Source organism: Paucilactobacillus nenjiangensis (assembly GCF_008632615.1).
Classification (GTDB): domain Bacteria; phylum Bacillota; class Bacilli; order Lactobacillales; family Lactobacillaceae; genus Paucilactobacillus; species Paucilactobacillus nenjiangensis.
Window position 1 is genome coordinate 339,402 of sequence record NZ_CP043939.1, and the last position, 25,090, is coordinate 364,491.

25 protein-coding genes and 1 pseudogene are annotated in these 25,090 nt (G+C 38.1%); 18 read left to right on the forward strand and 8 right to left on the reverse strand.

Features of this window, described 5'->3' with window-relative positions:
* Positions 1-75: 75 nt before the first annotated feature.
* The 5 genes from F0161_RS01730 (at position 76) to F0161_RS01750 (ending at position 3,926) form a co-directional block, all read left to right on the forward strand.
* The gene (locus F0161_RS01730; protein WP_150203400.1) at positions 76-582 is read left to right on the forward strand and encodes a MarR family transcriptional regulator; all 507 of its coding nucleotides are present in this window, start codon (positions 76-78) and stop codon (positions 580-582) included.
* A gap of 52 nt (positions 583-634) precedes the next feature.
* Complete coding sequence (locus tag F0161_RS01735; RefSeq protein WP_150203401.1) at positions 635-1,276, forward strand: SDR family oxidoreductase; 642 nt, start codon at positions 635-637, stop codon at positions 1,274-1,276.
* 84 nt (positions 1,277-1,360) lie between these two features.
* Complete coding sequence (locus F0161_RS01740) at positions 1,361-1,825, forward strand: universal stress protein (RefSeq protein WP_137601878.1); 465 nt, start codon at positions 1,361-1,363, stop codon at positions 1,823-1,825.
* Between the two features lie 153 nt (positions 1,826-1,978).
* Positions 1,979-2,506, forward strand: coding sequence for a GNAT family N-acetyltransferase (locus F0161_RS01745; RefSeq protein WP_225420292.1), 528 nt, complete (start codon positions 1,979-1,981; stop codon positions 2,504-2,506).
* 235 nt (positions 2,507-2,741) lie between these two features.
* The gene (locus F0161_RS01750) at positions 2,742-3,926 is read left to right on the forward strand and encodes an ISL3 family transposase (protein ID WP_150203404.1); all 1,185 of its coding nucleotides are present in this window, start codon (positions 2,742-2,744) and stop codon (positions 3,924-3,926) included.
* On the opposite strand, the gene F0161_RS01755 is transcribed toward F0161_RS01750, so the two are convergent.
* Positions 3,912-4,838 (reverse strand): IS3 family transposase, encoded by a 927-nt coding sequence (locus tag F0161_RS01755; RefSeq protein WP_274235354.1) that lies wholly within the window; start codon positions 4,836-4,838, stop codon positions 3,912-3,914. The genes F0161_RS01750 and F0161_RS01755 overlap by 15 nt on opposite strands.
* The gene (locus tag F0161_RS01760; protein WP_003688751.1) at positions 4,814-5,101 is read right to left on the reverse strand and encodes a transposase; all 288 of its coding nucleotides are present in this window, start codon (positions 5,099-5,101) and stop codon (positions 4,814-4,816) included. Before F0161_RS01760 ends, F0161_RS01755 begins: the two co-directional genes overlap by 25 nt.
* Between F0161_RS01760 and F0161_RS11670 the strand changes: the two genes are divergently transcribed.
* Positions 5,090-5,380 (forward strand): transposase, encoded by a 291-nt coding sequence (locus F0161_RS11670; protein WP_190318894.1) that lies wholly within the window; start codon positions 5,090-5,092, stop codon positions 5,378-5,380. The genes F0161_RS01760 and F0161_RS11670 overlap by 12 nt on opposite strands.
* A 104-nt stretch (positions 5,381-5,484) precedes the next feature.
* Here the strand turns inward: F0161_RS11670 and F0161_RS01770 are convergent, their stop codons facing one another.
* From F0161_RS01770 to F0161_RS01780, 3 genes are all read right to left on the reverse strand, one after another.
* A complete protein-coding gene (locus tag F0161_RS01770) occupies positions 5,485-6,276 on the reverse strand; it encodes an Lreu_0056 family protein (protein WP_150203406.1) in 792 nt (263 codons plus the stop codon).
* Positions 6,277-6,391: 115 nt separating this feature from the next.
* On the reverse strand, positions 6,392-7,822 hold the full coding sequence (gndA, locus tag F0161_RS01775; RefSeq protein WP_137601882.1) for an NADP-dependent phosphogluconate dehydrogenase: 1,431 nt from the start codon (positions 7,820-7,822) through the stop codon (positions 6,392-6,394).
* A 135-nt stretch (positions 7,823-7,957) separates the two neighbouring features.
* Positions 7,958-8,644 (reverse strand): DUF554 domain-containing protein, encoded by a 687-nt coding sequence (locus F0161_RS01780; RefSeq protein WP_150203408.1) that lies wholly within the window; start codon positions 8,642-8,644, stop codon positions 7,958-7,960.
* Between the two features lie 161 nt (positions 8,645-8,805).
* Here F0161_RS01780 and F0161_RS01785 point away from each other — a divergent pair, with 161 nt between their 5' ends.
* Together F0161_RS01785 and F0161_RS01790 are read left to right on the forward strand one after the other, a co-directional pair.
* Positions 8,806-9,420 carry a MarR family winged helix-turn-helix transcriptional regulator gene (locus F0161_RS01785; protein ID WP_150203410.1) on the forward strand — a complete coding sequence of 205 codons (615 nt, stop codon included), beginning with the start codon at positions 8,806-8,808 and terminating at the stop codon, positions 9,418-9,420.
* A gap of 48 nt (positions 9,421-9,468) precedes the next feature.
* A pseudogene (locus tag F0161_RS01790) lies at positions 9,469-11,229 on the forward strand (ABC transporter ATP-binding protein).
* 84 nt (positions 11,230-11,313) lie between these two features.
* On the opposite strand, the gene zwf reads toward F0161_RS01790, so the two are convergent.
* The 3 genes from zwf to glpK all read right to left on the reverse strand — a co-directional run bounded on the left by zwf (position 11,314) and on the right by glpK (position 15,731).
* A complete protein-coding gene (gene zwf, locus F0161_RS01795) occupies positions 11,314-12,792 on the reverse strand; it encodes a glucose-6-phosphate dehydrogenase (RefSeq protein ID WP_137601888.1) in 1,479 nt (492 codons plus the stop codon).
* A gap of 217 nt (positions 12,793-13,009) precedes the next feature.
* On the reverse strand, positions 13,010-14,185 hold the full coding sequence (locus F0161_RS01800; protein ID WP_225423171.1) for a CynX/NimT family MFS transporter: 1,176 nt from the start codon (positions 14,183-14,185) through the stop codon (positions 13,010-13,012).
* A gap of 22 nt (positions 14,186-14,207) precedes the next feature.
* Positions 14,208-15,731 (reverse strand): glycerol kinase GlpK, encoded by a 1,524-nt coding sequence (glpK, locus tag F0161_RS01805; RefSeq protein WP_150203412.1) that lies wholly within the window; start codon positions 15,729-15,731, stop codon positions 14,208-14,210.
* A 143-nt stretch (positions 15,732-15,874) separates the two neighbouring features.
* On the opposite strand from glpK, the gene F0161_RS01810 reads away from it, so the two are divergent.
* The 10 genes from F0161_RS01810 to F0161_RS01855 all read left to right on the forward strand — a co-directional run bounded on the left by F0161_RS01810 (position 15,875) and on the right by F0161_RS01855 (position 24,883).
* Complete coding sequence (locus tag F0161_RS01810) at positions 15,875-16,306, forward strand: VOC family protein (protein WP_137601890.1); 432 nt, start codon at positions 15,875-15,877, stop codon at positions 16,304-16,306.
* Positions 16,307-16,407: 101 nt separating this feature from the next.
* The gene (locus F0161_RS01815) at positions 16,408-17,568 is read left to right on the forward strand and encodes an MDR family MFS transporter (RefSeq protein WP_150203416.1); all 1,161 of its coding nucleotides are present in this window, start codon (positions 16,408-16,410) and stop codon (positions 17,566-17,568) included.
* 232 nt (positions 17,569-17,800) lie between these two features.
* On the forward strand, positions 17,801-19,192 hold the full coding sequence (locus tag F0161_RS01820; protein WP_150203418.1) for an amino acid permease: 1,392 nt from the start codon (positions 17,801-17,803) through the stop codon (positions 19,190-19,192).
* 306 nt (positions 19,193-19,498) lie between these two features.
* Positions 19,499-20,896, forward strand: a complete 1,398-nt coding sequence (locus F0161_RS01825) for an amino acid permease (RefSeq protein WP_150203420.1) — start codon at positions 19,499-19,501, stop codon at positions 20,894-20,896.
* A 79-nt stretch (positions 20,897-20,975) separates the two neighbouring features.
* The gene (locus F0161_RS01830; RefSeq protein WP_150203422.1) at positions 20,976-21,155 is read left to right on the forward strand and encodes a DNA alkylation repair protein; all 180 of its coding nucleotides are present in this window, start codon (positions 20,976-20,978) and stop codon (positions 21,153-21,155) included.
* A gap of 319 nt (positions 21,156-21,474) precedes the next feature.
* Entirely contained in the window at positions 21,475-21,687 is a 213-nt protein-coding gene (locus tag F0161_RS01835; RefSeq protein WP_070210484.1) for a type II toxin-antitoxin system Phd/YefM family antitoxin, read from the forward strand.
* A 37-nt stretch (positions 21,688-21,724) separates the two neighbouring features.
* Entirely contained in the window at positions 21,725-22,750 is a 1,026-nt protein-coding gene (locus F0161_RS11780; protein WP_150203424.1) for a zinc ribbon domain-containing protein, read from the forward strand.
* Positions 22,751-22,892: 142 nt separating this feature from the next.
* Positions 22,893-23,117 carry a helix-turn-helix domain-containing protein gene (locus F0161_RS01845; protein WP_071131220.1) on the forward strand — a complete coding sequence of 75 codons (225 nt, stop codon included), beginning with the start codon at positions 22,893-22,895 and terminating at the stop codon, positions 23,115-23,117.
* Positions 23,118-23,131: 14 nt separating this feature from the next.
* The gene (locus F0161_RS01850; protein ID WP_138190518.1) at positions 23,132-23,476 is read left to right on the forward strand and encodes a hypothetical protein; all 345 of its coding nucleotides are present in this window, start codon (positions 23,132-23,134) and stop codon (positions 23,474-23,476) included.
* A gap of 84 nt (positions 23,477-23,560) precedes the next feature.
* Positions 23,561-24,883: a cellulose synthase gene (locus F0161_RS01855; protein ID WP_150203426.1), complete on the forward strand. Its 1,323-nt coding sequence runs from the start codon at positions 23,561-23,563 to the stop codon at positions 24,881-24,883.
* Positions 24,884-25,090 lie beyond the last annotated feature (207 nt).

Sequence of the window (25,090 nt, forward strand, 5' to 3'; positions counted from 1 at the left end):
GGTTGATTATTGCAATCATTTTAGGCAAAATAGAGGCAAGGTATTTAAGCAGTACTATTTTGAGGAGGAAGAATTATGAGTGAAACAAAGAAATATAATGAAGAAAAAAAGTATTTTGATGCATTTATCAAGTCATACTTATTTTCATTAAAGTATCTACAAGACTTTATTTCAGCACCAGCGAGCGAGTATAAAATTTCGTTTGATCAATATTTGATTATGCACGAAATTAAGGAGTCAACGTCAGATTTGACGCTGATGGATATTGCATCACGTCACCGTGTTTCACGGTCAGCAATTTCACGACAAATCGGTAGTTTAATGGATAAAGGTTTTGTCGTACAACAAGTTGATAGTAATGATCGTCGTCGTAAAATTTTACAATTAACTACAGAAGGCGACGAAATAGAAGGAAAATTACTGGAAGCCGGCTTGGATCGTGCCCATGACTGGATCAAGATTTTCGGTGCTAACAGATTGTCAGACGTGTTGCAGTTTATTGATGATTTCTCGACGCAAGTCATCTCTAAAGAAGAGACATATTTTGCTGGCCGAGCAGCTAACGAGAACACTAAGAAGTAATATTTCACATCAAGTACACTAAGCTTTATAATCGAACCACGAGGTGAATGATATGAAAACATTAGTAATCGGATCACATGGTCAAATCGGCCAAATTTTAATTCAAAAGCTCGCTAATGAAAATGATGAAGTCCTTGCTGCAGTGCGAGATACATCACAAATTGCCGCTGCTAGTAAAATTACACCCATTGCTTTTAACTTGGAAGATCCATTTGAAACTTTAGCCAAGTCAATGGTTGGTATCGATGCGGTTGTCTTTGCAGCAGGTTCCGGAGGCAGCACTGGCGCAGATAAAACGCTATTGATTGATTTGGATGGCGCTGTAAAGAGTATGAAAGCAGCCGAACTGGCCGGAGTTAAGCGTTTTGTGTTAGTTAGTGCACTGTATGCTGAAAATCCTGAGAAGTGGTCAGACGGCATGCGTCCATATTATGTGGCCAAGTATTATGCCGATGAATGGCTTAAAAATGATACAGAGTTAAACTATACAATTATTCGTCCTGGAGCCTTGACCAATGATGAGGGCACTGGCAAGGTGGCAGTCTCGATTGGTGAAGGGGATGCTGGCAAAATTGCGCGCACTGACGTTGCATCTGTGATTGTAGAAACATTGCATAATTCCAGATCAAGTCAGATTGTCTTTAATGTGATTGAAGGTTCACAATCAATTCATGATGCTATCAATGAATTGTAAAATAACTCAGGATATAATTATTGTAATTGCGTGAAAAATGTTACAATGAACATACTAAAGTTAGTTGTGAAGGGATGAGTTATTATGGATCAAGTTTATCAGAATATCTTAGTTCCAATGGACGGTTCGAAAAATGCAAAGTTGGCTTTGGAAAAGGCTGTTGCTGTTGCAAAACGGAATCATGCACATATTGATTTACTCAATGTGTTGGATACTCGTTCAGTAACGTATAACTATGCGGGAATGTCAGATGGAAGTATCACATATCAATTGGTTGGTGAAGCTAAAGATTATCTTGGATCATTGGTCGATCACTTACGCACCACTGATAGCTTTACGGATGTCGATATTCATATTCGATTAGGCAATCCGAAGACTGTTATTTCATATGACTTTCCACAAGATCATCAAGTCGATTTAATTATGATGGGAGCTAGTGGGCTTTCAACTGTTCAAAGAGCATTGATGGGTTCAGTTACTTCGTTTGTTAATCGTAATGCGGCAGCCGATGTTTTGGTTGTTCGGACACCGATGGATACTGAAGAATAAAGTATTTAGCAAGTAACGAAGGCGTTTCGCCGAACTAGTTACTTGCTTTTTTTGTGCATATCATGGAGAATGGTTTGTATATTAGGAGGGATATTTATTTTAATCAGAAATGCCGAACCGGATGATGCTGAACAGATCGTGCCGTTGTTGTCCATGATTTATGACGAAATGGAATTAGAAGAATTTGAATCTATTCCAGATGAGGACCCGCAACGGCTCATCCAGCAATCTTTTAAACACCGTTCTATCTTAGATATTGTGGCCACAACATTGGTGGCGGTTGAAAATGACAATGTAATTGGGGTAGCTTTTGGCTATCCAAATACTAATGAGGACGCAGTAAATCGTGTTTTCTTAGATGTTGCACAGAAGATTCCGTCAATCAAAGACGCTGACTTATTCACGGACCAGGAAGCGGCTGAGGATGAATTCTATTTGGATTCACTCGCAGTTGATGAAAATTATCGTGGATATGGAGTTGCGACGAAGTTGATTGATGAAATGGCCGCTCATGCTAATGATTTGGAATATGACACGTTAGGATTAAACGTGGATTTGGCCAATCCGAAAGCAGAGAAACTGTATCGTAGATTAGGATTCGTGGAAGAAAGTAAAATCATGATTGGTGATCATCAATATCGTCATATGCAAGTTGACAGTGATACTGAAATGCTTGTCTAAATTGACTATTGATAACCTAATATAACTTAATCTATAAATTAATAGTGGCCTCCCAACTGTTCAAGTTGGGAGGCCATTTTGTATGTTAAATTAACGGCTCTATACTTTTTAGCGTGGAAGGTTAACAACCTCTACGCTTTTTTATGTACATTCTAAAAATCCGAAAAAAAAGACACTAGTTTATACCTAGTGTTACACTTTAATCGGCAAACCAAAATGAAAGTAGGTAAAACTAATGTCCATAAATAATTCTATACTAAGATCTGCAGGATTAACAGATAAATCAATTAAATTTTTGATTGATGAGAATGGAGAATTTAATCATACAATTCATAATGATAAACATGATGATACGCTGATGCTATACGGGGAACTATCAAGGTTCCCTGAAAGATGCCCATACTGTGGCTTTCCGATGGAAAGCAATTACTATCATAACGGTACCGACGAAGTCCGACTATCATTACCTTCTACAAATGGGTTCAAACAAGAATTAACCTTAACCAAGCAAAGATTTCAATGTTTAAATTGCTACGGTACATGTACTTCAATATCACCTGATTTTATTGAAAATTCAAAGATAACTAAGCCTCTTTGGAAACAAATATTTGACTTGGCAAAACAAGATATTAGTGAAAAATTAATTGCTCATATTACTAGATTATCAACATCTAAAGTACATGTAATTATTTCTGCATCCGCTTCGGACTACGTAACTGATACAACACAACAATTACCAAACGTAGTTTGTATCGACGAAGTAAAATATCGAAAAGGTCATTTTGGATTTGAAATACTTAACGGAAATACCAGTGAATTTATCGAAATTTACCCTCAGCGTGATAATAAATCAATTAGGCAATATTTATCACAATTCTCATTAAAAAACCGGCAAAAAGTAGAAATTGTTGTTATGGACATGAATGCTGGGTACCAAGCACCCATACGTGAACTATTTCCTAACGCTATTATTGTAGTCGATCGATTTCATATTGTTCAATTAGCTATGAAAGCTGTTCAATCTGAAAGAATCAAAATACAACGGGAACTCAGCGACAAGAATCATAATCGCGTTTACAAATTATTAAAATCAAACTGGAAATTTTTCTTAAAAGCCGAACGTAACATCGATACCTCAAACACGAAGTGGTTTCGTGGTGTAAATGAATATATGTATCCTCAAGATGCATTACAACTAGTTTTTAAAGACTTTCCGAACTTTAAAACAGTGTATGATGTTTATCAAAGTGTTTTAGACGCTCGATTTAATCATACTTTCACGCCATTAGAACTACTCATTAATAATTATAAAAATAACAAAACTGAAATGGATACTGTAATTAAAACATATAAAAAGTGGTCCCCTGTCAATAAAATAGACAATTTAAATAGAGACTTTTTTGTCCTATGCCACGACTAAATTTTGAATTTGAGTTTGATACTCATCTTCAAGTTGCTTTGGTGATTTGAATCCACAGTGACTGTGAATTCTAACTGTGTTGTAAAACGTTTCAATGTACTGAAAAACTAGTCGTTTAGCTTCGGAGTATGAATGGATTTTAAACCGATTTATCCATTCACGCTTAATCAAGGCATGAAACGACTCAATGCAGGCATTATCCCAAGGATAAGCTTTCTTTGAATAGCTTAATGTCATGTTAGCTGTAACTTGATTGTAAGCTTCAGACGTAAACTGACTACCACGATCACTGTGCATGATTAATGGCTTGCTAATATGGCGACTGTGCTTAGTCTTTTCAATAAGTGGGATGACATTCGATACCTCCAAGGTTTCAGATAAGTCCCAACCAATGATCCGTCGGGAGTACAAGTCCATAATACTGGTTAAATAAACGAATCCGTCATGAACTGGAATATAAGTGGTGTCAATGCACCAAACGGCGTTTGGTCGCAATGGATTGAACTGCTCGTCTAAAATATTTATTAGCTGTTTATCAAACTTAGAATTGCGAGTGGTAGTCGTCCAAGGGGTTAGGTAAACGGCGTGAATGCCAAGTTCACGCATATACTTACCAACAGTTCGTTCAGCGATCTTATATCCTTTTGAGCGAAGTTCTTGGGTGATTTTGCCGGCACCGTAAATACAAAGGCTTTTGAGCCAAATTGCTTTAATTTCACCTTGAATAAACTTCTTCCGAAGCTTTCGCGGTGATTGGTGATTATGACGCTTTTCTCGTTGATAGTAACCACTTCTTGATATTCCAACATAATCACACATACCATTGATGGAAGGGTGGGATTCCAAAGCGTGCTGAACGTCCATTTCTTGGTATACCTTTTCGGTAGTTACTTGCTCAGAATCCCGATTGATTTTTTTAACACTTCGATTGCTCCTTCAGCGTCACGAAGTTGACGCTTTAGTCGTGCAATCTCCTTGTCCTTATCGCTGGCAAAATTACCAGAGCCACGGCCAAACTCCCCAGTCTCAGTAAACAGCTTAATCCATTTATGTAATGTACTAGCCCCAATACCTAGATTCTTACTTATTTCATTCATGGTCATGTGATCCTTGTTATCTAAGTAATACTGAACGGCCTGTTCCTTAAATTCCTTGTCATAACTGTGCTTCGTCATTATTTGATCCTCCAATTTACTTCCTTAATTATACTAAATCAGAGTCTCTATTTAACTTGTACACTTTTTATTCTAGGCCCAAAGTATATCAAGGGAATTAAAGCAGCATTCGAAAATAATGCGTCTAACGGCCGATTAGAGGGCACAAATAGAAGAATCAAACAAATTGGTAGAACTGCCTACGGCTATGCCAATTCAATGAATTACTTTTATAGAATTAGGATTCAGTTGCATAACAAGTTTGTTTTAAAACAGCAGTTTTTAACTTTTAAAGTATGAAAAAAGTGCAATACCAATCATCAATTGAGATTGATATTACACTTGTATTCATGAGCTTTTCATCAGCGATTATTGTTTTTCACGCTATTTGACAAAGAGCCAAATTAACGATCAATTGTAACGACTTGTTTGTTACCAGTAAATGGAGTTCCAGTCTTGGCAACGATTTTTACTTGGTTGTTTTTCTTTGGAGTCAACGTGTAAGTATTATCATTGGTGACAACCATTTTATAACCGGCATTCTTGGTTTCACTACCAGTAGCAGGCGGTTCAATACTGTTTGCAAAATTAACATTTGTAATACCGGCTTTTTGCAAGAGTGTTGAAGCTTCAACGTAACTTACTTGCCGCAACTTGCTAGTTGATTTTTTGACAATCTTATTTGTGATTGAATTAATGTTTTGTTTTTGTTCTGAAGTGGAATAGAAATTGTTGACTAAATCAGAGAGTGGCATTGTTTTAGGCACTGCGTCATTTTGGGCGTATTGAATCAAGAGGGTCACGTTATCTCCATTGACCTTGACATAATACTGTTGGGACCGAGTACCTGCAGTGAGTTGAACTAAGCCGGCTTGATAACCAGTTTTATTGTTGCTGGCCCATGGATCAGGATCAAGTACTTCTGGCTTTTTCATGTTTATTTCTTTTAATTGACTGGTTGTGCCAAGACTGTTTGTTTCCCAAGGAAGGGTGCTGATTTCTTGAGTTGAATTTGACATTGCCATGACAGCGATTTTGTCATAACTCAATTTTAATTTTGTTTTTCCATCCTGATACAGCACGTAATTACTTTTGGTTGTTACCTTTGGACTAGCGTTAACTGACGAAATGTTTGTAACAAGGCTGAGTGTCATGACACTTAAAAATGCGATGATACCGACAATAAATTTTTTCATAAAATACTCCCCCAATATTTTTTATAAACTCAAGCTTATTTTATCATGCTTTCAGGCTTTGAGGTACCAAAAAAAGCAATCCAAGTGGATTGCTTTTAGGATTGCAAATGAATTTTTATTGTTCTTCGTACCATGTGTAGTGGAAGTTACCAGGACGGTCAGTACGTTCGTATGTGTGAGCACCGAAGTAATCACGTTGAGCTTGAAGAAGGTTAGCAGGTAACACTTCTGAACGATATGAATCGTAGTAAGTAACAGCAGCACTAAGACTAGGAACTGGAACACCTGATTGAACGGCAAGTGCAACTACGTCACGAATTGAATCTTGGTAACGAGCAGCAATATCTTTGAAGTAGCTGTCTAATAAGAGGTTAGTCAACTTAGGATCCTTGTCAAAGGCATCAGTGATGCTTTGGAGGAATTGTGCACGAATGATACAGCCTTCGCGCCAGATTTGAGCTAATTCACCAAAGTGAAGGTTCCAATCGTATTCTTCTGAAGCAAAACGTAATTGTTCGAAACCTTGAGCGTAACTCATGATTTTACCAAAGAAGAGAGCTTGACGAACTTTTTCAATCAATTCTTTTTTGTCAAAATCAGGTTTTGAAGTTGGTCCAACAAGTTCTTTACTTGCAGCAACACGTTCGTCTTTCATCATTGAGATGTAACGAGCATAAACTGATTCAGTAATAACTGATTGAGGAACACCGATAGCTAATGCATCTTCTGAAGACCATTTACCAGTACCTTTGTTAGCACCACGGTCCAAGATAGCATCAACGATTGGTAAGTTCTTGTCATCACCAATATCATCTTTACGAGTAAGGATATCAGCAGTAATTTCAATCAAGTAACTTTCAAGTTCGCCTTCGTTCCATTCTTTGAAGATATCAGCTAATTCATCAACTGAAACTCCACCGACACGACGAAGAATATCAAAACTTTCATCAATTAATTGTTCATCACCATATTCGATACCGTTATGCACCATTTTTACATAGTGACCGGCACCATTAGCACCAATATAAGTAACACAAGGCTTGCCATCTTTAGCTTTGGCAGCAATTTGTGTCAAGATTGGTTCAACTAAATCATAAGCTTCTTTTTGGCCACCTGGCATTAGTGAAGGACCTTGTAAGGCACCCAATTCACCACCAGATACACCCATACCAATAAAGTTAATTCCAGATTCATCAAGCTTCTTGTTACGAGCAATCGTATCGTGGAAGTTTGTGTTACCACCATCAATCAAGACGTCATGTTCGTCAAGAAGAGGCAATAATTCATCAATGACAGCATCAGTAGGTCCACCAGCTTTAACCATCATCAAAATACGACGAGGTTTTTCAAGTGAATCGACGAATTCTTGAACTGTGTAGCTAGGAACAAGATTCTTTTCTGAATGATCTTTCATCATATCATCTGTTTTTGAACGAGAACGGTTATAAACACCGACTGTAAAACCGCGACTTTCAATATTTAAAGCAAGGTTCTTACCCATAACGGCAAGACCGACAACGCCAATTTGTGCTTGTTTGTTAGACATTTGACACTCTCCTTCAAAAATTAGTAACTGGTTACAATACATATATTAACACGATTGCGGAGATACTAAAACTGAAAGCAATAAAAAAGTGCAAAAATTCACAAATACTTAAATAAACAAAGTATTTGTAAATTTTTAACTAAAAAACTTATATAAGAATATTGGAATAAAAGGGGCTAAAAGTAAATTAGCGACTTTGATATTAGTCAGTTTTAACATATTTAGTCCGATGATTAGAATCAACAACGAACCAACGCAGGTCACCTCATCGATAACAACACTCGTGAAAAAACCGGCAATCTGATGAGCTAAAAGTGTAATAGCTGCTTCGTAGATAAACACCGTCACACCAGCGAACGCAACTCCGAGTCCCAAAGTGGACGCCATGATGAGGCAAAAAATGCCATCAATGACTGATTTGGTCATTAGAGTTGAATTTGATCCGGTCAGTCCGCTTTGTAACGAACCGACAATCGCCATCGCACCAACACAAATGAAAAGGGATGAGGTTACAAATCCTTCTGCAAAAGACGAGTTGGGACCGACTTTAAATAAATTTTGAGCTTTCTTACCTATGTAGTTGAAGTGCTTGTCAAAATCAATGAGCTCACCAATAATAGCACCGATAACCATTGAAATGACTATGTAAATTGTATTGTGACCCTTTAAAGAGCCAGAAATTCCGACATATAAGACGCACACGCCAATACTTTGCATCATAATCGTTTTGACACGCTCTGGAATCCCCTTTTTAAAGACAACGCCAATGCTACCGCCGACCATGACTGCAACGGCATTGACGATTGAACCGAGAACAATCATTATTTCACCGTCCTCCTTGTCATATTATAGCTAAAGGCGGTCTAAAAAGCGAAATAAAATTTATTTTGATAAAAATCGTTGACAAATAGTTCGGTACCGAACTAGAATTCAATTCGTAATAAAGTTCGGTACCGAACTAAAATAATTTAGGAAGTGATTTTATGTCATCTCTTTCAGATGATTTGATGAAACAGTTAAGGTTTATTGGGACCGCTAGTTCAGTGTTTATGAGTCAAAAAAATCAAAAATTAACCGGACAAGACCGGGTGCTAGTCGTCGTTCTTGAGGAAAGTGATTTAACCCAAAGTTATTTAGCGGAGATATTGGATTTGAGGCCAAGTTCATTAGCGGAGCTACTAAAGAAAATGGAAACCAATCGGGATATTGTCCGTGTTGAAGATGAACAAGATAAGCGAGTGAAGCATATTCAATTGACCGAACAGGGACGGATCAAAGCTGAAGATTTAAAACAACTCGCTAGTTTAAGCTCCAGTGATGCTTTTTTGGCTGGTTTAGATGATCAACAGAAAGTTCAATTAGGTGAAACTATTGGTCGTATCATAGCGGGATGGTCACCAGAATTTCGAGCCAATTCGGCTAAATTTGTTGATCCAATGGATCGACTGAAGGCCATGCAAGAAATGCGTGAAGAATGGTTTAAAAACGGTGAAATGCCACATAAAATGTCTCGACACGGGTTTCAAGATGTCTTTGAGAAACGGTTTAGAGATTTTCACCAACGAATGCATGAAGAAAATGATCGTCGAGATAGATAATTAAGAAAGAACGTCTGGTGAGGACTACCAGAAGCATAGGATTAGATTATGAATCGTGAATTTGAAGATTTACCAAAAGCAAAAGGTACATTTAAGTTAAGAGATTTTTTGAAGTTAATTAATAGTATTAACCCTAAAAAATGATTATTTATTTTAGGATTGTTGTTGAGTTTAGTGACCATTGGAGCCAGTTTAATCGTGCCACAATTAACCAAAAGCTTAGTTAATTCAAGCGGTTTATCGCATATCAATACAGGTATGATTGTTATTTTAGTTTTGGCATTTGCTGCCCAACTCGGATTTGGTACTATTGGAGGTTTTCTTCTACGATACGTCGGAGAAACGGCGGTTAAAACTTTACGGGAAAAGTTGTGGGCCCATTTGTTGCGGTTACCAGTTGGTTATTTCGATGATCATAAATCTGGTGAGAGTAGTTCCCGAGTAGTTAATGATACGAGCGTGATTAAGGATTTAGTCACCTCGCAATTTCCTAGTTTTATCACTGGCGCCATCCAGTTACTCGGATCAATGGTGATTTTGGTATTAATGGACTGGAAGATGGCGGCCATTATGTTTAGTGCGGTTACCATTTTTGCCTTAATCATGTTCCCGGTCGGTAGGGTTATGTCTCGAATCGGACGGCAGTTACAAAAGGCTACAGCTGGATTCAATGCCGATGTGAGTGAAAAGCTTTCTGAGATTCGGTTAATTAAATCGAGTAATGGTGAACAATACGAACGCACTAGCGGTCGAAAACTAATTGATAGTATTTTCAAATTAGGAATTAAAGATGCCAAAGTCGAAGCAGTTCTGCAACCAATCATGATGACAGCGATGTTGGTATTGTTTGTTGGGGTTTTGGGATACGGCGCTGTTCGTGTGCAAGCCGGTACATTAACTAGTGGTGATTTAGTCGCCTTCCTGATTTATTTGTTTAATATTATTGCACCGGTGGCCACATTTGCGACCTTTTTTGCCCAAGTGACGAAAGCAATGGGGTCGACTGAACGGATTCAAGAGATGTTAGATACGCCAGTAGAATCGAATACCAACGCTGACGCAACTTTGGACGTAACTGGCAAAACGATTACGGCCGACAACCTAACTTTTAGTTATGATGGTGAAAACATTGTTTTGCACGAAGTTTCCTTTAAAGCAGCGCCGAATACTGTGATTGCATTTGCTGGACCTAGTGGAGGTGGAAAATCGACCATCTTTGCGATGCTAGAGCGGTTCTACAATCCCAGTGCCGGTCAAATTAAAATCGGCGACCAAGATATTTCACAAATTGATATTGCTAATTGGCGTTCACAAATTGGCTTTGTGTCTCAAGATAGCGCCGTTTTTGCGGGCACGATTAAAGATAATTTACAGTATGGACTGAACCACGAGTTGACTGATGATGAATTATGGCATGGGCTCGAATTAGCGTATGCAGATCAGTTTGTCAAAGACTTCCCTGAACAACTAGCCACATAAATTGGAGAGCGAGGAGTCAAACTTTCCGGTGGACAAAAGCAACGAATTGCCATCGCCCGTGCGTTCTTACGTGATCCGAAGATATTGATGTTGGATGAGGCAACAGCTAGCTTGGATTCACAGTCTGAAGAAAAAGTTCAACAAGCGCTAGACCACCTGATGCAAGGCCGCACAACGTTGGTAATTGCACACCGTCTCTCAACTATAGTAGATGCAGATCAAATTTACTTTATTGAACATGGTCACGTGACGGGGCATGGCACACATTCAGAAATGATCAACACGCACCCACTGTATGCAGAATATGTTAGTGAACAAGTTGTGAACTAAGAAAAGAAATAGTCACTGATTCAAAAAGTTATCGAAAAAATGGAGCTCGTCAATATGACGAACTCCATTTTGCGTTACAGCTATTTATTTGTTATCTAATTTATAAACCCATGAACGACCGTCGCGTTCGAGCAATTCATCAGAGGCTTTTGGACCCATTGATCCAGGAAGATAGTTAGGGAAGTGTGGTTCTTCAATATCCCAAAGACGACGAATAACATCGACAAACTTCCATGCATAGGCAACTTCTGACCATGAAGCAAAGTTAGTACTGTTACCTTCCATTGCATCGTGCATCAAACGTTCGTATGGTTCTGGAACATCTTTTTCAGATTTTTCATCTTGATAGAAGTCCAACTTAACGGGTTCCGTTTCAAATCCTTGTCCGGCACTCTTAGCATTAACAGTCAAAGCAAATCCGTTCTTAGGTTCAACGTAAATTGTTAAGACGTTAGCTGATAAAGTAGCGTCTGATTGTTGTGGGAATGCAAAGATGTCAATGAGTGGCTTCTTGAAGACAACATCGATACGAGTGAACTTGTCAGCCAATTTTTTACCTGTACGGATATAGAATGGAACGCCTGACCAGCGGTAGTTATCAAATAACAACTTACCAGCAACGAATGTTTCGTTGTTTGAACCTTCAGGAACGCCATCTTCATCACGGTAATCAACGCCTTCGTCACCGGCAGCATATTGACCACGAACAAAGTTACCAGCTGCTTCAACAGCTGAGTAAACACGTAAACTACGTAAAGCCTTCACCTTTTCAACTCGAACATCAGCGTCTGTAAAGGCAACTGGTTGTTCCATAGCTAATTGGCTGATTATTTGCATGATATGGTTTTGAACCATGTCACGAAGAGCGCCAGAAGTATCGTAATATGAGGCACGTTCTTCAACACCAAGACTTTCACTTAATGTGATTTGGACGTTGTCAATATAACGGTTGTTCCAGAGTGATTCAATAATTGTGTTACCAAAGCGTAGAGCTTCGATATTTTGAATCATTTCTTTTCCAAGATAGTGATCAATTCGGAAGATTTGATCTTCATCAAAGGTTAAAGTTAATTCATCGTTAAGCTTCTTAGCTGATTTGTAATCACGACCAAATGGCTTTTCAATAACCAAACGGTTGTAACCATTATCAGAAATCAAACCTTGTGATTTAATATTTAATGCGATTTCGCCAAAGAAGTTAGGTGCCATTGAAAGGTAGAAGACACGGTTTCCTTGTGCATCAAATCGTTCGTCAAGTTCTTTAATAGCGTCAAGTAGAACAGAATAGTGTGGTTGATCAGTAACGTCATGAGCCACGTATTCAAAATGGCTTGCGAACTTGTCAGCTTCTTCTGCTGAACTTTCAAGGCCGCTAATAGATTCTTTAACGACATCCTTGAATTGGTCGGTTGACCAGTCGGCACGGGAAGTTCCAAGAACACCAAAGCGTTCTTTCAAATATCCTTTTTGGTATAACTTAAAAAGTGATGGATAAAGTTTTCTCTTAGCAAGATCACCTGTTGCTCCGAAAAATGTGAAAACTGCAATATTCTCTTTTGTCAAAATGCCACTCCTTCAGTTTTATGCCTGCTTCAAATAGACAAATTTTGTTAACATATTGATTATATACTCTCTTAAATCAATGTGCACGCCCAAAAAATAAAACGATTTCAATAATATTAGCACAAACCAAAAAAACATTCAATTGGACTGATTAAAGCAGGCTACTCTTAAAACAGTTTGTCTTGAATGTTGTTAAATTGGTATATATTGTTCATTTTTAAGAATTGAAAACAAATTTATTTTTTTCAGCGAGTACTCCGGCCGTCATAAAGATGATTGAAACGATTATTATGAATATTTCACTGGCGTGCCATGAACCAGTGACATTCTTTAGTGTTCCGGTCAGGACTGGACCAACTGAGGCTAATAAGTAGCCAACAGACTGTGCCATACCAGATAAACTGGTCGTTTGACTAGGCGTTTTAGTTTTTAAACCAAAGAGGGTCATGACGAGTGTAAAAGTAGTTGCCGTCGCAATCCCTAAAATCGTATTGATGACAATGAAATAAGCAATCGAATTAATTGGGAATAAGAGCGCAAAGACACCAACGATAGTCGCACCAGCACCAGCAATGATAATCGGACTACGATTCGTCATGCGAACGGCCAATCCGGGCACGAAAAATGGCGGAATGATTGAGACAAATTGAAACAGCCCGGCTAAAAGACTGGCGTTAGTTTCTGAAATGCCGACACCAATTGCAATGGTTGGTAACCAAGCGACTAAGGTGTAAAAGACTAATGACGATACGCCAAAGTAGATTAAAATCAACCAAGCATTTTTATTGGTCCAAGGATGAACTTTGACTGTCTCACTTTTAGCTGTCGTTGCTGGTGCTTTACGGCGAAGATTTGGTAACCACAAAATGAAAGTGGCGAATACCATCAAGCTTAAAATCTGAATGGCAAACTGCCAACTAGTTGCCTTGGCTAATGGGGAACTAAAGCCAGCGCCAATCGCGCTCGAAAGAGCCAACGCGAAAGTATAGACACTGGTCATAGTCCCAATTTTATTTGGTGTGACCTCAGTAATAATCGCTGGCAGCAAAACATTAATGAAGGTGATTGCAATTCCGACAATTAGCGTCCCAATAAATAGAGTTGGAACGTTAATAATTCGTGAGTACGAACCAATGAATAGTACTGCTAATGCGCCGGCAATCGTGATTTCATTCCCGAACTTTCGACTAATTACTGGTACGATGCTTGAAAATAACCCAAAGCAGACCAATGGTAAGGTCGTTAAAATTCCTAAATCGCTGGGTTGCACGCCAATTGTTTTGGCGATATTACTGACGATTGATGGAATTGAGGTGATCGGCGTTCTCATACAAGCGCCTAACAAAAAGATACCAAGCACAAAGAAAATGCCTTGGCGGCGAACCTTTGACAAAAAAACACATCCTATTCTTAATTTATTTGGTGTTATTTAATGGCTTAAATAACTGGGTTGCAGAGATGGCATTTTTCCATCCACTGTAAAGCGTTTTACGCTTGGATTCTTCCATAGCTGGTTTGAATATTTTACCATCAGCAATAATTGCTTTCAATTCATCGGTATCTTTCCAATAACCAACGGCTAATCCTGCTAGAAAGGCAACACCCAGTGCGGTGGTATCTTCCTCAGCTGCTCGATCAATTTCGATATTTAAAATATCAGCTTGGAATTGCATCAAATAAGTATTACGTGATGCTCCGCCATCAGCCTTTAAGGTATTAATTTCTAAGCCCGTATCTTTGACCATTGTCTCGACGACATCCTTAGTTTGATAGGCAATCGATTGTAAGGTCGCTTTGATGAAATCATTTTTATTTGTTCCACGGGTGAGTCCAAAGACGGATCCACGAGCATCGGGATCCCAATATGGTGATCCGAGGCCATTAAAAGCCGGCACGACGTAGACTTCATCATTATTGGTGGAGGCTAAGGCGGCTTCTCTAGATTCAAAGGCGTTGTTAATCATGCCTAAGTTATCTTGCAGCCAATCGACGGCTTGACCGGCGACGAAAATAGAACCTTCGAGGCCGTACGTAATCTTACCGTCGACACCATATGCAATCGTTGTAATTAAATTGCTATCCGAAAGTTGAGGTTCTGAACCGGTGTTCATAATGATAAAAGAACCAGGTCCATAGGTATTTTTGACGTTACCAACTTCAAATCCGGCTTGACCAAACAGTGCGGCCTGTTGATCTCCAGCCATTCCAGAAATAGGAACTGAGGCGCCATAAAATTGAAGTGTTTGGGTCGTTGCGTAGATTTCCGAGCTAGAACGCACGGTAGGCATCATTTGAAGGGGAATGTTCATTAAATCTAACAATTCTTGATCCCATTCAAGTGTATGAATATTAAATAACATCGTCCGGCTGGCATTGGAATAGTCAGTTACGTGGGTTGCCCCATCTGATAGTTTCCAAGCAATCCAAGAATCGATGGTACCAAAAAGCAAATCACCATTTTCGGCAGCTTTTTGTGCGCCATCCACGTGATCAAGAATCCACCTAATTTTAGTGGCGGAGAAATAAGTATTAATATTCAGGCCAGTTTTGTCTCGAAATTTTTGTTGTTCACCGTTTTTAATTAAATCATCAACGATTTTGCTTGATTGCTGTGACTGCCAACCAATTGCATGGTAAATTGGTTCGCCAGTATTTTTATTCCAAACCACGGTTGTTTCACGTTGGTTGGTAATGCCGATAGCGGCAATGTTTTGTGGTTGAATGCTAGTGTTAATTAAAATGGTCGCAATAACTTGTTGTACTGCGTTCCAAATTTCGTTGGCTTCATGCTCCATCCAACCGGGTTGGGGAGTGAAGCTTTTTAACGGACGTTCGGTCTCGGCGACTTTGAAGCCTTTATGGTTAAAAATCATTGCTCGAGTCGTTAAAGTACCTTGGTCAATTGAGAGTATATATTTATCTGGTTCTTGTAATGCCATGAGATATCCTCCAATCATGTAATCGCTTCCTTAATAATAGCATTTTAAATCACTAATATACAAAAGAATCACATAAGGTAATTTGACGGAAGTGATATTTAACTCTATAATTTATATTCTAGCCCATCGGTCGGAGGAAAATAATGTCAGCACAGGTTTATCCATATCTATCATTTGAATGCGCAAAATCAGCAATTGAGTATTATACAGAAGTCTTTTTCGCAACAAAACAATATCGAAAACAAATTACAGAAGCACAAGCAGAAGGCTTCGGATTACCCGTTGACAAGCTTGAAGATACGACGATTCATGGTGGGTTCACCATCGCCGGTGTCGATATCATGTGTGCAGATGCCATTATGGATGCACCACAAACGTCGTCGCGTGTGTCCATCTTATTAGATTTTGGCACAGATGAAATTACTGAAGCTAAAAACTTGTTTGATCATGTTGCCCAGTCACAAACCGGGAGAGTCATTTTTCCGATTAGCAAACAAAGTTTTGGTGGCGGATTAGGACAGTTGGTCGATAAATACGGGATCACTTGGATGTTTAGAATTGATCCAGATAAATAGTTAATCATGAGCATTGAATCTTCTTTGATTGAGTCAAGAAGGTTCAGTGCTTATAATTTGTGTAAGGTTAATTGGTCAACAGAAATTATTGGGGTATTCAAATGAGCAAGACGCTAAAACTCAAGTGGATTGTGATTGCAAACTTTTTAAATAACGCAGGGGCAGCGTTGATGTGGCCGCTGACTACGGTTTATATGCATAATTATTTGTACCAAAGCCTGTCAACAGCTGGAATTGTGCTGTTGTTCATGTCATCAGCCATGGTTGCTGGTAATTATTTAGGTGGCTGGTTGTTTGACCATTGGGATCCGTATAAAACGGCGGTGGTGTCAGTCACAATCGCGATGGTAGCCGTCTTTTTACTCATCTTTTTTAATGATTGGCCAGTTTTTGCTGTTCTGTTGACAGTCGTCGGCTTCGGGGATGGGGCCAATATTACGGTGGTTAATGCCTATGCGGCGTCAGTTAAAAGGAAATCATCGCGCTTTGTGTTTAATATTTTGTACATGGCGCTCAATGTAGGAGTGGTCGTTGGAACGTTAGCAGTGGGAATCTTGCTGCCCATGGGAATTCAAATTGTGTTTGGCGTCACTACCTTCTTTTACGTCTTATTCTTCTTAGTTACCGTGTTCAAGTTCAAAGTTCCAATTGAGAGACGCACAACTAAACCGGAGAATAAACGCCAGGGCACTGGAAACTTACAAATTTCTAAATTAGTGTGGCTAATCTGCGTGTTAGTGACTACCTCATATTTGAGCTATGCCTTATGGGAAAGCGTGATGGCGGTTCACTTAACGAACATGCACATTCCATTTTATGCGTATAGCATGCTGTGGACGATTAATGGAATTTTGATTATTATTGGGCAGCCATTTGTCAATATGCTGGCACCATACTTAAAACTGAGACGTCAAATTGAAATTGGCGTGGTAATTTTTGCAGCCTCGTTTATAATGTTGATATTTATTGATAGTTTTTGGGGATTTATCATTGATTTTGTTGTTTTAACGATTGGCGAAATGCTAGGGTTACCCGGGATTCCTGCTTGGGTGGATGAACTAACGAATCAGTCAGACACAGGTAAGTATCAAGGAATGGTCAATATTGCAATTTCGGTTGGTCGAGCATTGGGCCCATTATATGGTGGCCTAATCATTGACCATTTAGGCTATCAAAGTTTGTTTCTTTCCGTGGGCATCCTAATGATTTTGAGTTTGGGACTGTTCCTAAATCAAGTTAGACGAATGAAAAAGACTACTTAATTGATTTTTTAGGTAGTCTTTTTTATATGTTATAAAACATGACATATGCTTTGTCGGCTGTGAATTACAGCGATTTCTTATTTTGCTTGAATTAGCTAAAAGGCATAAAAATAACGAATATTTTGTATTATTTAACCAATGAATTAACTTTAATTTGGCCATATACTAATTTCTAATCTCATGAACGCGTGAGAACATTAATCAACCGTTAAGTCGGAGAGGGGTTAACAATATGGCACAAGAAGAAATTACAACAAATGAAGATGGAACCAAACGTGCACTGAGTAATCGACATGTGCAGTTGATCGCCATTGGAGGAACAATTGGTACCGGGCTTTTCTTAGGAGCGGGTAGTACTATTAGCAAAACTGGACCATCAATTTTAATTGTTTATATGATTTTAGGAGCTATTTTTTTCTTGATGATGCGGGCAATCGGAGAAATGTTTTATTCAGACCCGACGCAGCATACATTCGTTTCCTTCATCACTCGTTATTTAGGTAATGGCGTTGGTAAGTTTACTGGTTGGACGTATTGGGTAGGTTTGGTCTTTGTCTGTATGGCTGAAATTACCGCCGTTGCTACGTACGTTCATTATTGGTTGTCAAACGTCCCATCGTGGATAATTGAAGTGACATTCTTAGTCATTTTAACCGCCGTTAATTTGATTGCTGCTCGATTATTCGGTGAAGCTGAATTCTGGTTTGCCATGATTAAGATCGTAGCAATTATCTCAATGATTGCAGTTGGAGTTTACATGGCAGTCACAGGCTTCAAAACACCCTTTGGACAATCGTCATTCACTAATATTTCAAATGGGTATTCACTATTTCCTAAAGGTGTCAGGGGATTCATTTCAGCATTCCCAATGGTATTTTTCGCCTTTCAAGGAATTGAATTTGTCAGTATCACAATTGGTGAAGCCAAAAATCCTCGTAGTGTAATTAAAAAGGCTGTTAACGAAACACTCTTCCGGATTTTATTATTCTACATTGGAGCATTAGTTGTTATCATGGCAATTATTCCATGGCACCAACTGACAGCCAATCAAAGTCCGTTTGTTCAAGTATTTAAATTGGCTGGCTTGCCAGCCGCTGCAGCTGTTATCAACTTTGTCGTTTTAACTTCTGCCGCTTCTGCATTGAACAGTTGTATTTTCTCGGCCGGACGACATTTTTACCAATTGGCTACTGAATCTGAAGAAGGATCATTCATGCGTCGTCACTTTGCAGTGATTTCATCAACAGGGGTTCCTGCTAAAGCAATTTTAATTTCTGCTTTGCTAGTCTTCATTACTCCATTGATGACCATGACTCACAGTTTGGCCGCCATGTTTACCATCGTCACTTCAATCTCTAGTGATATGTATATCATCGTTTATACTTTATCTATGTTGGCACATCGCAAGTATCGTCAGTCGACTGACTTCTTACCAAATGGTTTTAAAATGCCAGCGTATCGCTTTACCAGTGCGATTACCATCTTAGCCTTTGCAGCAATCTTCATTAGTCTCTTCTTTATTCCAGGAAGTCAATTGCCAGCTATTGGTGCAGTACTTTGGACCTTAGCATTCGGTGGTTATTGTGTCTTTGAAGAACGTGGAAAGACGACGGTTGGAATTTAAATTAACTATCAAACAAAACATTAACTTAATCGGTGGGCAATTAAGCTAATTCGTAAATCGACTCGAAAAAGGGTCGATTTTTTGTTGGATTTAATTAAAATTCGGCGAGAATGTAACAACTAATGTAAGCAAACGTGACAAAGATAAAATTGATGGTATAGACCTATCTATTTGTACATTGTGTACAATTTATTTACACATTTTGTTGAGTTTGAATAATGCGTTAGTAAAAAATTCCCCATATACTGTGTTATATTCAAAAGTCGCAAATTTAATGAATATATTCATTTTGAAAAGGGGTTTATCATGGCAAAAGAAGCAATTACCACGAATGAAGATGGAACTAAACGGGCGTTAAGCAATCGACACGTGCAGCTGATTGCGATTGGTGGAACAATTGGAACAGGCCTTTTCCTGGGGGCTGGTAGCACAATTTCCAAAACTGGACCATCAATATTACTTGTGTACATGTTATTGGGTGTCGTCTTTTTCTTAATGATGCGCGCCATTGGTGAAATGTTTTATTCAGATCCATCTCAACATACGTTTGTTGCATTTATAACTCGTTATTTAGGTGATGGCGTTGGGCGATTTACTGGTTGGACTTATTGGATTGGTTTAGTTTTTCTCTGTATGGCAGAGATTACCGCGGTTGCCACGTATGTACAATATTGGTTGCCTGGAATACCGGCATGGCTGATTGAAGTTGTCTTTCTTGTTATTTTGACAAGTGTTAACTTAGTTGCCGCAAGATTATTCGGTGAAGCCGAATTTTGGTTTGCGATGATTAAGATTATCGCTATTATTTCCATGATTGCAGTCGGAATTTATATGGCGGTGGTTGGTTTTAAAACACCATTTGGCCATTCAACATTTACCAATATTTCTAATGGCTACTCATTATTTCCTAAAGGGGTTGGAAGTTTTGTAGCTGCATTCCCAATGGTATTCTTCGCTTTTCAAGGAATTGAATTTGTTAGTATTACAATTGGTGAAGCAAAATCACCACGTAAAATTATTAAAAAGGCCGTTAATGAAACGTTAATTCGGATTTTACTCTTTTATATTGGTGCATTAGTTGTGATTATGGCGATTATTCCATGGCGTCAACTGACAGCGGGACAAAGCCCATTTGTTCAAGTTTTTAGTTTAGCAGGCTTGCCAGCTGCGGCAGCAGTGATTAACTTTGTCGTTTTGACTTCTGCCGCTTCAGCTTTGAACAGTAGTATTTTTTCAGCTGGTCGTCACTTTTATCAATTAGCGAAAGAATCATCTGAAGATTCATTCTTGCATCGTCATTTTGCTACCATTTCTAAAAATGGTGTACCAGCTGCCGCCATTATTATTTCAGCAGCTTTGGTGTTTGTTACTCCATTAATGAATATTACGGGGGGCTTAACGGCGGTCTTTACACTGGTTACCTCAGTTTCGAGTGACATGTATATCATCGTTTACACCCTGTCATTGTTAGCTCATCGTAAGTATCGTCAATCAACCGACTTCTTAGCAGATGGCTTTAAAATGCCAGGCTACAAGTATACAAGTGTGATTACGATTGTCGCATTTATCGCAATTTTCATTAGCTTGTTCTTTGTACCAGGGAGTGCCGTGCCTGCCACAGGGGCAGTCATCTGGACTATCTTGTTCGGAGGCTGGTGTTTGATTGATGAACGTCGTCGTTCATCAGTGAATGTTAAAGGATAATTAAATCAAGCTTAATCTCAAACTGAGGTTAAGCTTTTTTCATGTATAATGTTGAGAAAAGCACATGAAAAGGTGAATTATGGATAAATTGATGCTGATTGGCGATGGGGATGCTCGAGTAGGTATGGAAAAATATATGAAAAATCATTTTCCATTTGTTGGCGTGCCTAAGCCAGAACGAACTAAGCAAACGAAAGCTGTTATTAAACAGTCAAAACATGTTGAGACGGTTGTATTGATGTCAAGGGTTAATAAATAAGAGTGTAAAAAAGCAAGTAAATAAAGGCTTTCCGTGGTTTGAGGTCTGGTTCTAAGCCGGAAGGATAATCACGGATTTTTGCTTTGTGGGAAGATATCCAAGAGTGGTGGATTACTCACCGGATTTACTAATTTGAATATAGGCTTGGTGAGTTGAAAAGATTGCTGGCAAAAATGTGGTGAGTTGACAAGATGGCTATTGGCTTGAATAGAGAAACAAGATTGAAATGCACTTATAAAGTAATTACTTTTCAAGTACATATAAAGGTTTAAATAAGAGTAGTAAAATGTTATGATAAAAAGAAAAGGTGGATTTAGGTATGGATAAGGAAGATAAAGTCCAAAAGGAACCGATGGAATTCTATAACATGTCAGATTTTCTTAGAGGACAATCATCAAAATTAATTACTGGTTTATCAGATGAAGATAAAACAGCTTTTGTTTTGAAAAATGGAAAACCTGTAGCAGTTCTTATCTCCCACGAGAGATATGAAAGATTATTAAAAGCAGGTATAGATATTACTGAATACTAAATATAAAACACTTAAATAGATGAGAGAGGTTAAATGAATGGCTGTGAAAAAATCAGAATTGTATTCCCTATTATGGGAGGCTTGTAATAAATTAAGAGGTGGAGTAGAACCTTCAAGGTATAAAGATTATGTACTTGTATTGTTATTCTTCAAGTATGTATCAGACAGATATAAAGGGCAACGTTTTGCTGAATTTACAGTAAATGAAGGTGCCTCATTTGACGACTTGATTGCTGCAAAAGGTAAACCAGATGTTGGTGAAAGAGTTGATGTAATTCTTCAAAAGTTTCTCGAGGATAATAAGCTAGTGGGAGCGCTTCCTGATGTTAGCTTTAATAATCCGGATGAACTAGGTTCTGGTAAGGAGCTCGTAGATAAAGTCTCTGGTCTAATTGCTATATTCCAAAACCCAATTCATCGAAGAAGCAATATCTACACAGGAGCAAGCAAGAACAAACGAATTTATAGTAGCAAGTACGCTTTAAGTGCCATCACCTTCTGTGGAGATTGTGGCAATATTTATAGGAGAACCTATTGGAATATTCATGGCAGAAAAGAATTTGTCTGGCGATGTGTGACTAGAATCGAGCAAGGTCCTGAAGTTTGTAAGAACCGAACCGTAAAAGAAGATGAACTCTATGGTGCTGTAATGACCGCAATTAATAAGCTACTTGCTGGTGGCAACAACATGATAAAGACCCTGGAAGAGAACATTCATGCTGTGATTGGTGAAACCACAGAGTATCAAATTTCAGAGATTAACAACTTACTGGAGGAAAAGCAAAAAGAACTTATCAAGCTGGCGAACAAGGGTCAAGACTATGAACACCTAGCAGATGAGATTGATGAGCTGAGAGACAAGCGACAGATCCTTTTAGTAGAAGATGCCTCCCTCAGTGGCGAGAACGAGCGAATCAATGAGCTGATTGAATTTATCCGCAAGAACAAATTCCGCACCTTAGAATATGATGATAAGCTTGTAAGGAAGATAATCCAGAGCGTTACAGTCTATGAAGACCACTTCGTCATAGCCTTCAAATCTGGCATCGAAATGGAAATATGAAAACCAGAAGTAAATAGCCCATGACTCTACAGTAGAGTTGTGGGTTTTCTTTTGCTTGCTGATTATAATAATATTTTAATAACTATTGTGTTTATCAACCAAATGGTTTATAATATTCTTAGCGTAAACTTGGAGGTGCTGTATGACTACGGCAGAAATGATTAAAGAACTGTGTGAGCAAATGAATATAAGTGTTTCCGAACTTGCTAGACGTATTGGCCAGACTCCACAGAATTTCAATAAAAAATTACAACGAGAAACAGTAACCTTGGATGAGTTGAAGGCCATTGCTGATGTGCTAGGTGTCAAGTTTGTGCAGGCTTTTATATTGCCTGATGGCAATGAAATAAAGACGGGTAACGAGTAAAGGAGGCGGTTATTATGGGAAAATATACAGATGAAGAAATAAGAAATTGCAAAAAAGTTACGTTAAAAATTGCTGGTGACTATCTGGGTATTTCACCAAATGCGGTCGGAATTGGTATGAGAAATAACTTACTGCCAATAGGTCTTGCTATTCATAACGAAGAAAAGGATCGCAGGTTCAGTGAGAGTTGGTCTTATCATATCGTTGCAGAGAGATTAATCGCATATAATCATGGAACAATTTCCGAAATCCATGTTCAAAATATTGAGAAAGGGTTAGATAAAATCGTAGAAGAATTTTCTAACCTTAAACAAGAACTGCTTTTTATATTAAGCGAAAACGAGGTACCAGAGAATTAGAACTTTTTGAGTATGCGTTTTCGCTAGGAAAATATAAAAATGCGAACTTGAAATTCATGTCAAAAGGAAAGGATGGTGGTACAAATGATGATGAAGTTCACTAGAGAACAATTGTATAAAGAGATATGGGAAACTAGTGCTCGTCAAGTTGCTATTAAATATAGTTTAAACTATCAGAAGCTACTAAACCAATGCAAAGAGATCAGCATTCCTTTACCTGGTGGCAAGTATTTTTATAATAGACAGCACGGTTTAGATATAGACAATTTAATAACTCCACTTCCTGATTCTAAAATAAGTGATATTGAAGTAGAGAAACAGAGAAGTAGAATTCAGAAAAAAGAGACTGTTGTAGAATTTGAGAAAGATAAAAGAATTAATACCGAGAAAACTCTTGAAACTGATTCTAATCAGAATAAAACTATCAACAAGGTAAAGATCTTATTTGATAGGGACACTTTATATTCTTCTCTTAATTTCTTAGAGAGGGAGAAGAAAGACTCTATTATAAAAATTTTGTCTGAATTTGAAATTAGTGAGAGCAAAAGACTTCATAAAAAAGTTATTACTTATAAAGAAAGCATTATTGCTTGGAATAAAAGAGTAAAAGCATCTGAACGAGATTATTATGATCCAAGATATCAAAGAAATGATTTGTCTCAGCCAAAATTTATTAAGGATGTATCCAAGGAACAGCTACCTAGACTTTATAGAATATTAGATATGCTTTGTACAATTTTTGAAAAACTAGGAGAAATAATAATAGATGATTTAAGAATTCAAATTGGTAAGGATATTGTAAGCTTTGAAGTTATTGAGAGTACAGACAAAGTAAACCACGAATTAACCAAAGAAGAAGCACAGCAGCTAGTTAAATACAATGATGAAGTAAAGAGACACAGCTATGCCTCTAAGCCAAATATTCGAAAATATGACTACATACCCAATGGATTATTAAGAATTAAGATGTCAAATGGTAAATATATTAAAGATACAAAATCGAATAAATTGGAAGACATGCTCCCTGAAATAGTGATTCTGTTTTATCAGTGTTATTTCGAAATTCGTACTCAAAGGGAAGATTGGGAAGAAGCACAACGTAAATGTGAAGAAGCAAAGCAAAAAGCAAGAATGCTTCAAGAACGCATAGATCAAGAAAAGAAGAAAACAAGAGAGTTTCTAAATATGCTTTCAGATTATAAGCTTGCCGATGAAATCAGGAAGTTTGTAGGTATACTGAAAGATAGTGATAAAGCTGATCAAGAAACCATTGAGTGGATGTCAAGAAAGGCCGATTGGATTGATCCTACAATCTCAGCTGAGGACGAACTTTTGGGAAAAAGAGAACATTACAAATCTGATGAAGAAAAAAATAAATTCTTAAAAGAAGAAAAGTATTATTGGTAAATAAGAACTTTTAGTGTAGTTTTTCGATATTGGAACTTGTTCAGTGATGAAATTAACCCACGAAAACTGACTAACATTAGTGGTGAATCATAATTCGACGGAATTATGATTCACCACTTTTTCTTTTTTTGCTAAAGTGGTAATGAAGTTGACATGTCGAAGGTCTATTTGGCGCACCTTCTGGTGACGTCGTCACAAAAACTGGCA

What these genes read in the sequence shown, in the direction of transcription:
- F0161_RS01730 (WP_150203400.1), top strand. Translation starts at nt 76, where the DNA reads ATGAGTGAAACAAAGAAATATAATGAAGAAAAAAAGTATTTTGATGCA.
- F0161_RS01735 (WP_150203401.1), top strand. Translation starts at nt 635, where the DNA reads ATGAAAACATTAGTAATCGGATCACATGGTCAAATCGGCCAAATTTTA.
- F0161_RS01740 (WP_137601878.1), top strand. Translation starts at nt 1,361, where the DNA reads ATGGATCAAGTTTATCAGAATATCTTAGTTCCAATGGACGGTTCGAAA.
- F0161_RS01745 (WP_225420292.1), top strand. Translation starts at nt 1,979, where the DNA reads ATGATTTATGACGAAATGGAATTAGAAGAATTTGAATCTATTCCAGAT.
- F0161_RS01750 (WP_150203404.1), top strand. Translation starts at nt 2,742, where the DNA reads ATGTCCATAAATAATTCTATACTAAGATCTGCAGGATTAACAGATAAA.
- F0161_RS01760 (WP_003688751.1), bottom strand. Translation starts at nt 5,101, where the DNA reads ATGACGAAGCACAGTTATGACAAGGAATTTAAGGAACAGGCCGTTCAG.
- F0161_RS01770 (WP_150203406.1), bottom strand. Translation starts at nt 6,276, where the DNA reads ATGAAAAAATTTATTGTCGGTATCATCGCATTTTTAAGTGTCATGACA.
- gndA (WP_137601882.1), bottom strand. Translation starts at nt 7,822, where the DNA reads ATGTCTAACAAACAAGCACAAATTGGCGTTGTCGGTCTTGCCGTTATG.
- F0161_RS01780 (WP_150203408.1), bottom strand. Translation starts at nt 8,644, where the DNA reads ATGATTGTTCTCGGTTCAATCGTCAATGCCGTTGCAGTCATGGTCGGC.
- F0161_RS01785 (WP_150203410.1), top strand. Translation starts at nt 8,806, where the DNA reads ATGTCATCTCTTTCAGATGATTTGATGAAACAGTTAAGGTTTATTGGG.
- glpK (WP_150203412.1), bottom strand. Translation starts at nt 15,731, where the DNA reads ATGGCATTACAAGAACCAGATAAATATATACTCTCAATTGACCAAGGT.
- F0161_RS01810 (WP_137601890.1), top strand. Translation starts at nt 15,875, where the DNA reads ATGTCAGCACAGGTTTATCCATATCTATCATTTGAATGCGCAAAATCA.
- F0161_RS01815 (WP_150203416.1), top strand. Translation starts at nt 16,408, where the DNA reads ATGAGCAAGACGCTAAAACTCAAGTGGATTGTGATTGCAAACTTTTTA.
- F0161_RS01820 (WP_150203418.1), top strand. Translation starts at nt 17,801, where the DNA reads ATGGCACAAGAAGAAATTACAACAAATGAAGATGGAACCAAACGTGCA.
- F0161_RS01825 (WP_150203420.1), top strand. Translation starts at nt 19,499, where the DNA reads ATGGCAAAAGAAGCAATTACCACGAATGAAGATGGAACTAAACGGGCG.
- F0161_RS01830 (WP_150203422.1), top strand. Translation starts at nt 20,976, where the DNA reads ATGGATAAATTGATGCTGATTGGCGATGGGGATGCTCGAGTAGGTATG.
- F0161_RS01835 (WP_070210484.1), top strand. Translation starts at nt 21,475, where the DNA reads ATGGATAAGGAAGATAAAGTCCAAAAGGAACCGATGGAATTCTATAAC.
- F0161_RS11780 (WP_150203424.1), top strand. Translation starts at nt 21,725, where the DNA reads ATGGCTGTGAAAAAATCAGAATTGTATTCCCTATTATGGGAGGCTTGT.
- F0161_RS01845 (WP_071131220.1), top strand. Translation starts at nt 22,893, where the DNA reads ATGACTACGGCAGAAATGATTAAAGAACTGTGTGAGCAAATGAATATA.
- F0161_RS01850 (WP_138190518.1), top strand. Translation starts at nt 23,132, where the DNA reads ATGGGAAAATATACAGATGAAGAAATAAGAAATTGCAAAAAAGTTACG.
- F0161_RS01855 (WP_150203426.1), top strand. Translation starts at nt 23,561, where the DNA reads ATGATGATGAAGTTCACTAGAGAACAATTGTATAAAGAGATATGGGAA.